Origin of the sequence: Flammeovirga sp. MY04, assembly GCF_001682195.2 — a bacterium.
Classification (GTDB): Bacteria; Bacteroidota; Bacteroidia; order Cytophagales; family Flammeovirgaceae; genus Flammeovirga; species Flammeovirga yaeyamensis.
Genome location: NZ_CP003560.2, coordinates 3,918,953 through 3,932,205, shown reverse-complemented (window position 1 = coordinate 3,932,205; position 13,253 = coordinate 3,918,953). Strand labels below are relative to the sequence as shown.

Annotated in this window: 14 protein-coding genes and 1 tRNA gene; 11 read left to right on the top strand and 4 right to left on the bottom strand. The window is 33.8% G+C overall.

Annotated elements, in window-relative coordinates; translation table 11 throughout:
* Positions 1-153: 153 nt before the first annotated feature.
* The 3 genes from MY04_RS15695 to MY04_RS15685 all read right to left on the bottom strand — a co-directional run bounded on the left by MY04_RS15695 (position 154) and on the right by MY04_RS15685 (position 3,182).
* Complete coding sequence (locus tag MY04_RS15695) at positions 154-1,917, bottom strand: ABC transporter substrate-binding protein (protein WP_066211111.1); 1,764 nt, start codon at positions 1,915-1,917, stop codon at positions 154-156.
* Between the two features lie 136 nt (positions 1,918-2,053).
* A complete protein-coding gene (locus MY04_RS15690) occupies positions 2,054-2,821 on the bottom strand; it encodes an exodeoxyribonuclease III (protein WP_066211109.1) in 768 nt (255 codons plus the stop codon).
* Between the two features lies 1 nt (position 2,822).
* Positions 2,823-3,182, bottom strand: coding sequence for a hypothetical protein (locus MY04_RS15685; protein WP_066213366.1), 360 nt, complete (start codon positions 3,180-3,182; stop codon positions 2,823-2,825).
* 72 nt (positions 3,183-3,254) lie between these two features.
* Between MY04_RS15685 and MY04_RS15680 the strand changes: the two genes are divergently transcribed.
* The 11 genes from MY04_RS15680 (at position 3,255) to MY04_RS15630 (ending at position 11,207) form a co-directional block, all read left to right on the top strand.
* A complete protein-coding gene (locus tag MY04_RS15680) occupies positions 3,255-3,959 on the top strand; it encodes a ComF family protein (protein ID WP_066211107.1) in 705 nt (234 codons plus the stop codon).
* Positions 3,960-4,045: 86 nt separating this feature from the next.
* Positions 4,046-4,121 (top strand) — tRNA-Met (locus MY04_RS15675).
* A 225-nt stretch (positions 4,122-4,346) separates the two neighbouring features.
* Entirely contained in the window at positions 4,347-5,501 is a 1,155-nt protein-coding gene (nusB, locus tag MY04_RS15670) for a transcription antitermination factor NusB (protein ID WP_066211105.1), read from the top strand.
* Between the two features lie 16 nt (positions 5,502-5,517).
* On the top strand, positions 5,518-5,844 hold the full coding sequence (locus tag MY04_RS15665) for a YtxH domain-containing protein (RefSeq protein ID WP_066211103.1): 327 nt from the start codon (positions 5,518-5,520) through the stop codon (positions 5,842-5,844).
* Between the two features lie 197 nt (positions 5,845-6,041).
* Entirely contained in the window at positions 6,042-6,512 is a 471-nt protein-coding gene (locus tag MY04_RS15660) for a DUF1573 domain-containing protein (RefSeq protein ID WP_066211098.1), read from the top strand.
* A 106-nt stretch (positions 6,513-6,618) separates the two neighbouring features.
* Positions 6,619-6,951 carry a preprotein translocase subunit YajC gene (gene yajC, locus MY04_RS15655; RefSeq protein ID WP_066211096.1) on the top strand — a complete coding sequence of 111 codons (333 nt, stop codon included), beginning with the start codon at positions 6,619-6,621 and terminating at the stop codon, positions 6,949-6,951.
* A 92-nt stretch (positions 6,952-7,043) separates the two neighbouring features.
* Positions 7,044-8,087: a hypothetical protein gene (locus tag MY04_RS15650; protein WP_066211094.1), complete on the top strand. Its 1,044-nt coding sequence runs from the start codon at positions 7,044-7,046 to the stop codon at positions 8,085-8,087.
* An 8-nt stretch (positions 8,088-8,095) separates the two neighbouring features.
* On the top strand, positions 8,096-8,704 hold the full coding sequence (gene coaE, locus MY04_RS15645) for a dephospho-CoA kinase (RefSeq protein WP_066211092.1): 609 nt from the start codon (positions 8,096-8,098) through the stop codon (positions 8,702-8,704).
* Positions 8,705-8,845: 141 nt separating this feature from the next.
* A complete protein-coding gene (purH, locus tag MY04_RS15640) occupies positions 8,846-10,387 on the top strand; it encodes a bifunctional phosphoribosylaminoimidazolecarboxamide formyltransferase/IMP cyclohydrolase (protein ID WP_066211088.1) in 1,542 nt (513 codons plus the stop codon).
* Positions 10,388-10,471: 84 nt separating this feature from the next.
* Positions 10,472-10,942 carry a GNAT family N-acetyltransferase gene (locus MY04_RS15635; RefSeq protein ID WP_066211086.1) on the top strand — a complete coding sequence of 157 codons (471 nt, stop codon included), beginning with the start codon at positions 10,472-10,474 and terminating at the stop codon, positions 10,940-10,942.
* Between the two features lie 31 nt (positions 10,943-10,973).
* The gene (locus MY04_RS15630) at positions 10,974-11,207 is read left to right on the top strand and encodes a 4a-hydroxytetrahydrobiopterin dehydratase (protein WP_066211084.1); all 234 of its coding nucleotides are present in this window, start codon (positions 10,974-10,976) and stop codon (positions 11,205-11,207) included.
* Here the strand turns inward: MY04_RS15630 and mutL are convergent.
* Positions 11,199-13,214 carry a DNA mismatch repair endonuclease MutL gene (mutL, locus tag MY04_RS15625; protein WP_066211082.1) on the bottom strand — a complete coding sequence of 672 codons (2,016 nt, stop codon included), beginning with the start codon at positions 13,212-13,214 and terminating at the stop codon, positions 11,199-11,201. The genes MY04_RS15630 and mutL overlap by 9 nt on opposite strands.
* Positions 13,215-13,253 lie beyond the last annotated feature (39 nt).

The window sequence follows — 13,253 nt, the reverse complement described above, 5'->3', positions numbered from 1 at the left end:
TGGGTATGATGAAAAATCTATTGATAAAGTTTGAAATCAATAAGAATGGATTCTTCTAATTTACGATAAATGTATCAAACTTTCTTTTAGAAAATAAGACTGACCCTAAAGATAAGAATCAGTCTTATTTTCTATCTATTAATATAATCAATATTAATTACTTTTCTCAAAATAAACCGTACTGAAATCACGATATTGCATCGGATTATTAGGGAAATCTCTAATATGTCTTTGAATTAAGCGATATCCCTCATCGTACCATAGTACAATAAACGGAGCATCTTCCATTAATATCTTTTCAGCTTTTTTGAAATGACTCAATGTCGTTGCCTCATCATTGGATAACAATGCCTTTTCGTACTCCACATCAAATCTTGGGTTTTTATAACGTATTAAGTTTGGCCAAGATTTATCTTCTGGATTTTTAGGAAGGTTCTTACTGTAGTAGGCCCAAAGGTAGTTCTCTGGAGATGGGTAGTCAGCAATCCAAGCTAAACGAAGGAAGTCATAACGACCCATGATACTTTTTTCAGCGATTTGAGCAAATGGTGAAATTTTTAACTCTACTTCTATATTTAATTTATCTTTCAATTGTTTTTTCACCTCCAAAGCTACATTGCTGTATTGTTCCCCTTCTGTATTTAAATCAAGTGTAACTTGTGGGAAACCTTTACCTTCTGGGTAACCTGCTTTAGCAAGATAGTATTTTGCAGAATCGATGTTGTGCTTATACCCTTTAATGTCTTCGATATTATAATTTTCAAAAACAGGAGGAGTAATACCAAAGTAACCTTCCATATATCCTTCTCCGTTCAAGATCAATTCTAATATTCTCTGACGGTCAACCGCGAAACTAAATGCTTTACGAACATTGATGTCTTTAAATACTTTGCCCATGTTGTTCATGGCTAAGAATTGTGTCGACATTTCTGGAGTACGTTGCAAGTGATATTTAAAGTTTTGGTTAGACTCATCGGATTCTGCCAAAATATTAATAATATCTTCAGTTGGTACTCTGTACATCATATCAAGTTCTCCTTTTTTGAATTTTAAGAACTCAATCTTTTTATCTTTTACAAAAGAAACATCAATTGCTTTTAAGAAAGGAAGTTGATTACCGTGCTCATCCTTACCGTGATAATTGTCGTTTCTTGATAAGATAATTGAAATATCTTCATCAACACTAGCAATTTGATATGGTCCTGTACCTACACATTTCGTTCTCATATCCTCTCCATAAGTCTCATAAGCTTCTTTAGGGAAAATGAATGAACCTGGACGAGCCAAGTTATATAAGAACATAGAGTTTGGTTTCACTAAAGTAATTTCGAAAGTAAGTTCGTCAATCACTTTAAAACCCGATACACCTGCAAGGCCTTCAGGAGAATTGGAAAAATTAGGATCAAGTTTAGTTGACTGATAATATTTCTCTGCTCCCTCTACAATCTTAGTAAATAAATGTGCGTATTGGTTATTTTTATTGTAGGTGGTAATCAGGTTAAAGCTATAAAATACATCTTGTGCTGTAAACTTTCTTCCTTTACCTCCCTCAAAACATTTATCATCGTGGAAATATACATTGTCCTTAAGCTTGAAAGTGTACACTAACTGATCATCAGACTTAGCATAGCTTTTTACAAGGCTAGGAACAACTTGTAATGATTTTTGATCGAATTTGAATAGACCCTCATAGATTTGAGAAGCTACTCTGTACGAATAGATATCAATAATGCTTAAAGGGAATAGGTTTTTAATGTATTCAGCCTCGTTGACTTTAAATACACCACCGTAGAATTTTCCTCCTTTCGCAGGAGTAAGTACCATTTGTGCATTATCTCTTTCATTGTTGCTATTTCCACAACCTGTGAACAAGTAGAGGAATAAAAAAGAGAGTGTAACAGCGGTAAGCTTTCTCATTTGCAATGAATTTTCTTTATTATTTTGTGCCTAATCGTGTTTGGCTAATTTTCAAAAAAAGTTACCCAATAAGTTTGCGTGAGCAATAAAAGTTCTGAAAAAATGATTGATTAACCTAAAGTTTAATCAAAAAATTTTATTGTAGTACAATTTCTATTGGACAATGATCTGAATGCACTGCCTCATTATGAAGTTGAGAAGAAATTAATGTATTTTCCATCTCTTTTTGTACCATAAAATAATCAATACGCCAACCTAAGTTTTTCTTTCTTGCTCCAGCTCTATAAGTCCACCAACTATATTTTCCTGGGGATTCATCAAATTTTCTGAAGGCATCTATAAATCCTCCTTCATTAATAAATTTCGATACCCATTCTCTTTCAGCAGGTTGGAAACCTGAAGTGTTTTTATTTCTTTCAGGATTATGAATATCAATAGCTTTGTGACAGATGTTGAAATCTCCGCAAACCACTAAATTCTTGTAGTTTTCTTTCAGTTTAGCGATGTATTCAAAATAATCATCTAGAAATTGATATTTGAACTTTTGCCTTTCCTCACCAGAGGTTCCCGAAGGAAAATATGTATTGATTAAAGTGAAATTTTCGAACTCACACAGTATTGTTCGACCTTCACAATCATATGTATCAATTTCCATACCTATTTTAGTCGAAATTGCCTCTACTTTTGATAAAATAGCGACACCGCTATAACCTTTCTTTTCAGCAGAATGCCAATAATGATATTTGAAGCCTAAATCTTTAAATTCACTTAAATCGACTTGATCGGGTTGTGCTTTAGTTTCTTGAATACAAATGATATCTGGATTGCAAGAATTCACCCATCCTACTAAGTCCTTTTTTATTGCGGCTCTAATGCCGTTAACGTTGTATGATATTATCTTCATCTTAATCTAATAGATCAGTTTCTTCTTTAAAATATTGAAGGATATGTAGCTTCATCATTTTCTCTTGAGCTGCTAAATCCATACTTGGAATTTTCTTTTCTAATTTCCAGTGTGGCCAACCTTCTTTATCCAATCCCTCTAAACTATAAAATCCACTAAAGCTTAAAACTTTGCATGTGGCAATATGTATAAGGTCTTGTTTTTCTTCTTTTGAATAGGGTTTAGGACCTTTACCTAACTCTTGGACACCAATCATAAACAGAATACTGTTTAAGTCAGATGGTGCTTTACCTATTACTTGTGTTAGAACAATTTTTAAACGATTCCAATCATTTTCCAATTGTTCAAATTCTTCGTCCATCATTGTCAATAATAATAGATTAATGTTAACTTGATATCAAATTAAATACACGATTCATACTATCCCAAACAAATGACGATTCTTAAAGAAAAAATTTTCAATCTCTTTTATGCTGTTTTCCCAAAACAATGCTTACACTGTAACGAAGTTCTTGGTTATGGAGAGGAGTACCTTTGTTTTAACTGCTACTGTAAAATTCCATTACATTTGGGATCATGGAATCATCCGGAGGAAAATATCATTACGCATCAACTTACTTCATTTATTGATTCCCTAAAGTATGCCGTTTCCTTTTTTTATTATGAAAGTGATGGAATACCGAAGTCATTAATTCACTCTTTAAAGTATAAGAATCAATCTAAAATAGGAGAATGGGTGGTGAATAATTTCCATTATCTGTTATCAAAAGAATTTTTTGATGAAATAGATTGTATCGTTCCCGTACCCTTACATCCAAAGAAAAAAAGAGAAAGAGGGTATAACCAAGTAAGTACACTGTGTGATGCGTTATCAAATATGAAACAGATAAAGGTAGATGAACAGATCATTCAGAGAGTAGTGTATACAAAGAGTCAAACTAAAAACACACAACAAGGAAGAATGGAAAATATGAAAGAGGTATTTGAGGTCCATCAATCTGAAAATATTAAAAATAAAAATATTCTTATTGTGGATGATGTTTTAACCACTGGAGCAACATTAATCGCTGTGGCAGAGGAAATAGAGAGGTATCAGCCAGCTTCAATAAGTGTTTTAACTTTGGCTGTAGTTGTATGATTGATCCTTATTAACTTCTTATTTTTGAAGTTTATTTGGTTTACAAAAATAAAACGTCTACTTTTGCACAGCATTTAGAAAAACAGTGCGGGGTGGAGCAGTTGGTAGCTCGTCGGGCTCATAACCCGAAGGTCATCAGTTCGAGTCTGGTCCCCGCTACCAAAGTAGGCTAACCTGATATATTAGGTTAGCCTTTTTCTTTGACTTACTTAAGATATATTTTGATAGAAATTTCTGTAAATCAGATTTTTAGGAGTATCTTAACAAAGTTAATTGATGGGAACCTTAAGAGTAAGGTGAACGTCAAACTAAATGTAAAATGTTCTTTAGAAATTCAAGGTAAATTAGAAATCCATGCTCAATAGAAGATTGTTACGCATTAAAACAATGCAAAGTATCTATGCTTTTAAGCAAAATAAATTGTCGAACAAAGAGTTAACTCTTGATTTGGTGAAAAACGAATTTAGAGATGAGTTCTTAGAATTAGGTCAAGAAGAGAAAGCTAGAATCGACGAGGAGCAGGCTAAGGTCATCGAATACCTTAACACTGTGATGGATGAGGATCAAGAAGATATGTCCACAGAAGGATTGGATGTAAAACTTTTAAAGATCGCTTCTAATGCCAAGAATCATTACAACAATCTTATTGCTTCAGACAAAAGACAGTTCCAAATCTCTATGGTAGAGGAAACAGAGGAATTGTTTACAAAATACCTTAAGCTACTTTCTTATCTGATTGATATTTCTGAATTATCAAATAAAGAGCTGCAAAGAAAATTAGAAAGCAATGCTCGTCAGATAGAATTTGATCAAAAATTTACAGATTGGTTTTACCACAACTCTGCTTTTACAGTTTTAAGAGAAGATAATACTTTAAACGATTTATTATCAGAACATAAACTAAGAAGAGGTGAGGATGATGAAAGAGTTTTAGAATGGTTACGTATTCTTAAAAGAGATGGTGAACTTCAAGATGCTATTGAAGAAATTGCTAAACAAGGGGACGATTTTGAAACGCAAAAGGAGATTTTACGTGTAATAGTAAGAGACTTCTTATTTAAAAATGAGATCATCGAATCTCAGTTTGAAGGAGAGGACTTAAACTGGTCGGAGAATAAACGAATTCTTCGTAGTATGGTTTTGAAAACTGTGAAGAACATCTCTACTGACTCAGGTACTGAAATTTTATCAATTTCTAAAAACTGGGACGAGGATAAAGAATTTTTCGAAGACCTTTACAAGTATACTTTAGAACAAGAGGAATCATTTAAGGAGATCATTGCTAAGAAATCCAAAAAATGGGCTATCGACAGAATCGCTAAAGTAGATAGTATTTTGATCAACATGGCGTTGGCAGAAATGCTAAATTTTAGAAACATACCTGTAAAAGTAACTATTAATGAATTTATTGAAATTTCTAAGCAATATAGTACGCCAAAAAGTTGGCAGTTTATTAATGGTATGTTAGATTCAATATCTGAAGAGCTTGAAGCAGAAGGAAAAATCAAAAAATCCGGCAAAGGCTTACTAGATAACAAATAATAAAACACATACATACATGGCAAAAAATAGTGGAAATACATTGCTTGGCTTCGTAGCTGGAGCTGCTGCTGGTGCTTTACTAGGCGTTTTATTTGCTCCTGATAAAGGAAAAAATACAAGAGAGCGTTTAACGTTTAAATTAGATAAATACCGCGAGGAATTAGAAGACCTTGTAGAAGATCTAATGGAAGAAAGAAAAGTAGCCGTTACTGCAGCAAAATCTGAAGGTCAAAAGGTAATTGACGACGCTATCAAGCATGCAGAAGAATTGATGGGTGAAGTGGATGCTCTTAAAGAGAGAATCGCTACTCCAGAAGAATTAGAAGAAGAGGATAAAGATTAATTCTTTTCTTTAATAATACGTCAAGGGCAAAGAAGATTACTTCTTTGCCTTTTTCTTTTTTTGATATCGAATAATATTTATAGATTTACCATATATATGTATTTACATATCAAAATATAAACATTTAAGTCACCTAACTTTATCCATTATTAAAACTTAAGTGACTTTTTTCGTCATTTTACAACATATTTTTTATTATGAAAATATTAAAAACCTTATCGGTATTTATCATCTCAGCAGTATTGTTTATCTCTTGTGGTGAGAAAAAAGAATCTAATTCTCAATCAGCAGAAAAAGGATCTACTGCTCAAGCTTCTAACGAAAATGCAGCACCTAAAGCAAAGTTCGATTTTGAAGAAACAGAATTTGATTTTGGTGATATTAATGAAGGAGATGTAGTTACTCACGTTTTCAAATACAAAAACGTAGGTGAGGTGCCATTACAGATTACAAACGTTCAAGTATCTTGTGGATGTACAGCTCCTAACTGGGATAAAACACCATTAGCTCCAGGCGAGTCGTCTGAACTACAAGTAACGTTTAACTCAAGAGGTAAAAGAGGAAAACAAATCAAAAAGATTACTATCCTTGCCAATGTTGAGGATGGAATGGATGCTGTAGTGATTAAAACGAAAGTAGCTCCTAAAGATCAACCTCAAGCAATGTAATCTTAGGATTAAAATATTTAGGTGTTAATTCACAAAAAAAAACCTCTGTTAGGCCATAACCTAGCAGAGGTTTTATATTTTTGTACCTCAATTAATTAAAAAAGAAATGAGTATTTTAAATAACATCTTACTTCAAGTAGGTGGTGATGGAGCAGGAGTAATGAATATCGTATTTCTAGTAGGTATGATTGCCGTATTTTACTTCTTTATGTTAAGACCACAACAAAAGAAGCAAAAGGAACAACAGAAATTTTCTGATGCCCTTAAAAAGAATAAAAATGTAGTGACTGTAAGTGGAATGCACGGAAAAATTGTTGAAGTGAAAGCTAACGCAGTTGTCTTGGAAATTGATAGAGGAGTGAAAGTTACTTTTGAGAAATCTTCAATTTCTGCAGAAAATACAAACATTGTATATGGTCAAAAAGAGAAAAAAGACTAGTCTTTCTCTTAAATACCAATAGAAGACCGTTGAGTTATGATATAATTCTCAACGGTTTTTTTATTTTTGAAAAAGAATTCTAAAAAACGAAAATGCCGAATAGAAATTATCATATACCAAATTTCAAATTACTCATTAAATGGTTGAGAGAACAGTTCGATAAAAAAGCGAAGGACAGTTCTTTTGCCAAGGATATGAAAAAATGGGATTGGAGTGCTATGATCGTTTGTTTCTTAACGGCGTTTATTTTTTGGGTATTTCACTCGCTTAACGAGGACCATACTTCTACAATAGAAATTCCTGTAAACGTAAAAATTCAGGATGATAATGTGGTGGCTTTACAAGAACCACCAGACCATGTAAGTGTGAATGCCACAGGGAATGGCTGGACTTTATTAAGTAAATCGTTAGGTGTAGGTAACTCCAAGTTGAATATTAACCTGGAAGAACCTGTTGAAGTGAAGTATTTAGCAGGAAAAATTCTATTAAAAGAACTTTCTCAAGTTTTAAAGGGTTTAAAAGTTAACTACATAGTAGAAGATACTCTGGCTTTTAATTATGATACACTAACCAACAGAAAAGTAGCTGTTGAGATTGATACTAGTTCTTTTGTATTCCAAAATGGCTACAGAAGAGTTGGTCCAATTAAGGTATATCCTGATAGTGTTATTTTTAGAGGACCAAGTACAGAACTAAAACGTTTTCCGGATCATTTGATATTAAGATCTGAGGATACTGAACCTATTGCAGAAAACTTAAATGAATATATACCTGTTCGTGTTCCTGTTGAAAATGAAAACACCTTAGTATTTTCGCCTAATGATGAAGTAAAAGTATCCTTTGATGTGTATTATTTTATTTCGTCTACGGAGAAAACAAAATTATTTAGAGTTAACTTTCCAGGTGGAAAAAATTCCGATGACACATTTTTATTAGAACCCGAAGATGTGTATATTAGTTACGTTATCAGAGAGGATCTGATTAACAGTGTGGATACTATACCTGTAATTATTGATTACAAGGATATAGATTGGACTGACTCTACTGTTACACCAAAGGTGTTCATCGACAACGATTATTACGAAAACATCATACTATCACCAAATAAGTTGAAAGTACTCAAAAACAAAAATTAAAATTAATTATGCAAGTAGGCATCACAGGAGGAATTGGTGCTGGAAAAAGTTACATCTGTAGACTTTTTAAAGTCTTAGGCGTCCCTATTTATAATGCCGATAATTCCGCTAAAATGCTAATGGTGGAAGATTCTGAAATTATTGATCTTATTAAATCTAATTTTGGTGAAAAATCATACTTCCCCAACGGTATGTTAAATAGAAAATATCTGGCATCAGAAATTTTTTCAGACCAAGGTAAATTAAACCTCATGAATGAAATTGTACATCCAAGAGTTAAAAGTCATTATAATGATTGGGTGGAGATACAATTGAAGAAAAACAATTATATTATTAAAGAAGCTGCTTTAATGTTTACCAACGATCATTACAAAGAATTGGATAAAGTTATTGTAGTTAAAGCACCTTATGAGGATAGGATAAAGCGAGTTTTGGAAAGAGATAAAAGGCCAAAGCAACAGATTGAAGAAATTATTAAGAAGCAAAAACAAGAAGAAGAACTTTCCGTATTGGGGGATTATGAGATTACTAATGACGATTCGAAATTAATTATTCCTCAGGTCATTGAGCTTCACAGACAGTTTTGTGAAATGAATTCTCTAGTATCTAAAAGTTAATTAAACATCAATTTCTGTGAATAGGTAAAAAATAAAACCTATTCACAGTTAACTTCTACCTTTTTTTTAATAATTAGACTTTTTTTTAACCGAATTGATTAGTTTTGCGGGATAATCAAACAAACAAAGATTATCACTCATATGAAAAAGGTTGAATCAGCTTTAATTTCGGTTTTTTACAAAGACAATCTAGCGCCAATTGTAAAACTCCTTCAAGAGAATGGCGTAACTATCTATTCTACAGGTGGAACGCAGAGTTTTATAGAAGAACTAGGAGCCGAAGTAACGGCTGTTGAAGACTTGACGTCTTACCCTTCAATCCTTGGAGGCAGAGTAAAGACGCTTCATCCCAAAATTTTTGGTGGCATCCTTAATAGAGGAGACAACGAGCAAGATCAGGCACAAATTGCAGAGTACGGTATACCAAATATCGACTTGGTAATTGTAGACTTGTATCCTTTCGAAGAAACTGTTGCATCTGGTGCTGAACACCAAGCAATCGTTGAGAAAGTGGATATTGGAGGTATCTCTTTAATCCGTGCTGCCGCTAAAAATTACAAAGATACATTGATTGTGTCTTCAAGAGAGCAATACGACGAAGTAGCTTCTATCTTAAAAGAAAAGAATGGATCTACAGATCTTAAAGATCGTATGCGTTTTGCAGCAAAAGCATTTGATATTTCTTCTCATTATGATTCTAAAATCTTCGACTACTTCAATAGTGTAGTTGCAGAGGAAGAAGAAGAAATTCCTGCTTTCAAAGTATCTGAGCGTTCTTCTAAACCAATGCGTTATGGAGAAAACCCTCATCAAAATGGTAAATTCTACGGTGATCTTTCAGAGATGTTTGATCAACTTCACGGTAAGGATGTTTCTTACAACAACCTTGTAGATGTAGATGCAGCTGTGAATCTAATTGACGAGTTCCCTGCGGCAGAAGGTGCAGCTTTCGCTATTCTTAAGCATACAAATGCTTGTGGTGTAGCTTTAGGTTCAGACATCAAAGATGCTTATGTTAAAGCATTAGCTTGTGATCCTGTTTCTGCTTTTGGTGGCGTTTTGATCGCTAACCAACCTATTACTTTAGGTGCAGCTGAGGAAATCCACAAGTTATTCTGTGAGGTAGTTATCGCTCCAGGGTTTGATGCTGATGCTTTAGAAGTATTAAAAGGTAAGAAAAACAGAATCTTGTTGAACAGAAAAGAGTTATCAACAGGAACTGTTCAATACAAATCTTTATTAAATGGTGTTCTTGTTCAAGATAAAGACTTGAAAACAGAAACTGCAGAAGATTTGAAAGTAGCTACAGAAAAAGCTCCATCAGATTCTCAAATCAATGCTTTATTGTTTGCGAACAAAATTTGTAAACACACGAAATCTAACGCTATCGTTTTAGCGAAAGACGGACAATTGTTTGCAAGTGGTGTGGGTCAAACTTCAAGAGTGGATGCTTTAAACCAAGCAATTGCAAAAGCGAAGAGTTTTGGTTTTGATTTATCAGAAGCTGTAATGGCATCAGATGCTTTCTTCCCATTCCCTGACTGTGTGGAATTGGCTCAAAAAGAAGGAATCGAAGCTGTTATCCAGCCAGGTGGATCGATCAAAGATCAGGAGTCAGTAGATTTCTGTAACTCAAATGGTGTGGCTATGGTAATGACAGGTGTACGTCATTTCAAACACTAGAATATAGATATTTTTATATATTTGAAGCCGGTACCTTTGGGTATCGGCTTTTTTATTATCACTAACTCAAACTTTCCATAACTAATGATTACTTTAGAAAGAACCAATTCTGAAAATCCAGATTTTATATCTTTGGTAAAACTCCTCGATAAGTTTCTAGCAATTACGGATGGTGAAGACCATGCTTTTTATGATCAATTCAATAAAATTGATAAGATCAAATATGTCGTAGTAGGTTATGAAGATCAAAAAGCTGTTAGTTGTGGTGCCATTAAAGCTTATAATGATAATACCATGGAAGTGAAGAGGATGTTTACACTATCAGAGGCTAGAGGAAAAGGCATTGCTACTAAAGTATTAAAAGAACTAGAACAATGGACGACTGAATTGGGTTATCAAAGATGTATTCTTGAAACAGGTATCAGACAGCATGAGGCAATTCGTTTGTATCAAAAAAACGAATACAAATTGATTCCTAACTATGGCCAATATGAAGGAGTAGAAGAAAGTAAATGTTTTGAGAAATTGATGATAACAGAAACAACATCACTTTAATTAAATCAACCAAAAATAAACACGAAATACTATGTGGAAAGAAGAAAACAATACTTTAAAGAGAACTTTCACTTTCAAAGACTTTTCGGAGGCTTTTGCTTTTATGACTAGAGTAGCATTTTTAGCAGAACAGCATCAGCATCACCCAAATTGGTCCAATGTATGGAATACAGTTGAAATAGAACTAACAACTCACGATGCTGGAAATGTGGTCACAGAAAAAGATAAGAAATTGGCGGAAGCGATAGATGCTTTACTATCGTAAATTAAATAAGCCCTCAATTTGAGCATAATCCATTAATACGACAGTCTTCTTGCCGTCAGGAGTATAATTTGGTGATGAACAAGAGAACAATTGTTCGATCATCGATTTCATTTCTGGAATTTCAAGAATCTGTCCACTTTTAATGGATGCTCTTTTTGCTAATGAACGTGCAATATTTTCATTGGCAGAAATTCTCAATTCTTCTTTATTGAATTTAAGTTGTTCAATAAGTTCCTCGATGATTTCCTGTTCGTCGTTATCCTGAATTAAAGTAGGTACACCCTTGATAAGCACTGTTTGATTATCGCCTAACTCAAAACCAAAACCTAAAGCAGAGATTTCTGCAATATATTCAGTAAAAATGGCAAAGTCAGATAGGTTTAAAACTACCTTTTTAGGGAAGAGTAATTGTTGAGAAACTCCAGTACTGTTTTCCATCTGATTCAAGAATTTCTCATAAAGAATTCTCTCATGAGCCGCTTCTTGATCCATCAACATCAATCCAGATTTCACTTGATACATAATGTATTTATGATGAATCTGAATAGGAATGATATTATCAGAAGGAAAGGAATCGTCTTTTGGAGTATTGGCAGCCGTTTCTGTTAGATCATTTGCTCTTGAACTAAAAGTAATGGTCGACTCACTTTCATCATTTTCAATAGAAGAAAAATCGTTTGATGATGGAGAATTGTCCATAGGTGCCCAAGAAGAGAAATCAGATGGGGCATCATCTTGAGCAGGATTATTCCAAGAGTTTATTCTTGAAGATACTTTAACGACATCATCTGAATTGTTCTCATTGTTTTCAAAAGGAACATTAATTGAAAAATCATCTAAACTACTTTCGTTAGATGAAGCATTCGTAAATGTACCATTTGAGGAAACATTCGGAATATCAGGAATATTTGAAGTTAACTGATCTTCAGAAGGAGGTGTCATTGATGATGGGATAGAGTTCGTCGCTCTGTCTTTGGCAAAGTTGACATCTATTCCAAAATCAATCGAAGGAGTAATACCATAGCTTGCTAATGCTTGTTTTACAGCAGCACTAACAATTGCATAGGTTGTTCTTTCGTCGGTGAATTTAACCTCTGTTTTAGTAGGGTGAACATTCACATCTACATCGGCAGGGTCGCATTCGATATATAAAAGATAAAAAGGGTAGGTGTTGTCTGGAAGAATACCATCATAAGCAGTCATGATTGCATGATTTAATGCAGAATGCTTGATGTATCGACCATTGACAAAAAAGAATTGTTCACCTCTTGTCTTTTTAGCACTTTCAGGTTTTCCAATATATCCCTTCACCTTAATCACATCAAGGTCTTCCTGACAAGGATATAGTTGTTCTTGGTAAGAACGTCCAAACATTTGAACAATTCTTTTCGCCAAGTTTCCAGCTCTTAGATTGTATAATTCCTTATCGTCAGAAATCATGGTCATCGATATTTCAGGATTGGCTAGTGCCACTCTTTGAAATTCATCGATGATGTGCTTTAATTCTACAGGATTTGATTTTAGGAATTTTCTTCTAGCAGGAACGTTAAAGAAAAGGTTTTTAACAGAGAAGGTTGTTCCATTTTTTGTTTGGATAGGTTCTTGATTTTTGATCTCTGAACCTTCAATCTCTACAAGTGTACCTAATTCGTCTTCTTCTCTTTTTGTTTTTACGCTTACTTGAGCCACGGCAGCTATAGAAGCAAGTGCTTCTCCTCTAAATCCAAAGGTACTGATATTGAATAAATCATCAGATTGTTTGATTTTAGAAGTAGCATGACGTTCAAAACTCATGCGAACATCAGTTTCAGACATTCCGCATCCGTTGTCGATCACTTGAACCAATGTTTTACCAGCATCTTTCACCTTAAGCACAATGGATTTACTTCCAGCGTCAATGGCATTTTCGACCAACTCTTTTACAACAGAGGCAGGTCGTTGCACCACTTCGCCGGCAGCGATTTGATTGGCTAATGATTCAGGTAATAAACGGATGACGTCTTGCATATAATCTATTTAAGAAAAACGATTTCTAGATACAAAAAT

What these genes read in the sequence shown, in the direction of transcription:
- MY04_RS15695 (WP_066211111.1), bottom strand. Translation starts at nt 1,917, where the DNA reads ATGAGAAAGCTTACCGCTGTTACACTCTCTTTTTTATTCCTCTACTTG.
- MY04_RS15690 (WP_066211109.1), bottom strand. Translation starts at nt 2,821, where the DNA reads ATGAAGATAATATCATACAACGTTAACGGCATTAGAGCCGCAATAAAA.
- MY04_RS15685 (WP_066213366.1), bottom strand. Translation starts at nt 3,182, where the DNA reads ATGGACGAAGAATTTGAACAATTGGAAAATGATTGGAATCGTTTAAAA.
- MY04_RS15680 (WP_066211107.1), top strand. Translation starts at nt 3,255, where the DNA reads ATGACGATTCTTAAAGAAAAAATTTTCAATCTCTTTTATGCTGTTTTC.
- nusB (WP_066211105.1), top strand. Translation starts at nt 4,347, where the DNA reads ATGCAAAGTATCTATGCTTTTAAGCAAAATAAATTGTCGAACAAAGAG.
- MY04_RS15665 (WP_066211103.1), top strand. Translation starts at nt 5,518, where the DNA reads ATGGCAAAAAATAGTGGAAATACATTGCTTGGCTTCGTAGCTGGAGCT.
- MY04_RS15660 (WP_066211098.1), top strand. Translation starts at nt 6,042, where the DNA reads ATGAAAATATTAAAAACCTTATCGGTATTTATCATCTCAGCAGTATTG.
- yajC (WP_066211096.1), top strand. Translation starts at nt 6,619, where the DNA reads ATGAGTATTTTAAATAACATCTTACTTCAAGTAGGTGGTGATGGAGCA.
- MY04_RS15650 (WP_066211094.1), top strand. Translation starts at nt 7,044, where the DNA reads ATGCCGAATAGAAATTATCATATACCAAATTTCAAATTACTCATTAAA.
- coaE (WP_066211092.1), top strand. Translation starts at nt 8,096, where the DNA reads ATGCAAGTAGGCATCACAGGAGGAATTGGTGCTGGAAAAAGTTACATC.
- purH (WP_066211088.1), top strand. Translation starts at nt 8,846, where the DNA reads ATGAAAAAGGTTGAATCAGCTTTAATTTCGGTTTTTTACAAAGACAAT.
- MY04_RS15635 (WP_066211086.1), top strand. Translation starts at nt 10,472, where the DNA reads ATGATTACTTTAGAAAGAACCAATTCTGAAAATCCAGATTTTATATCT.
- MY04_RS15630 (WP_066211084.1), top strand. Translation starts at nt 10,974, where the DNA reads ATGTGGAAAGAAGAAAACAATACTTTAAAGAGAACTTTCACTTTCAAA.
- mutL (WP_066211082.1), bottom strand. Translation starts at nt 13,214, where the DNA reads ATGCAAGACGTCATCCGTTTATTACCTGAATCATTAGCCAATCAAATC.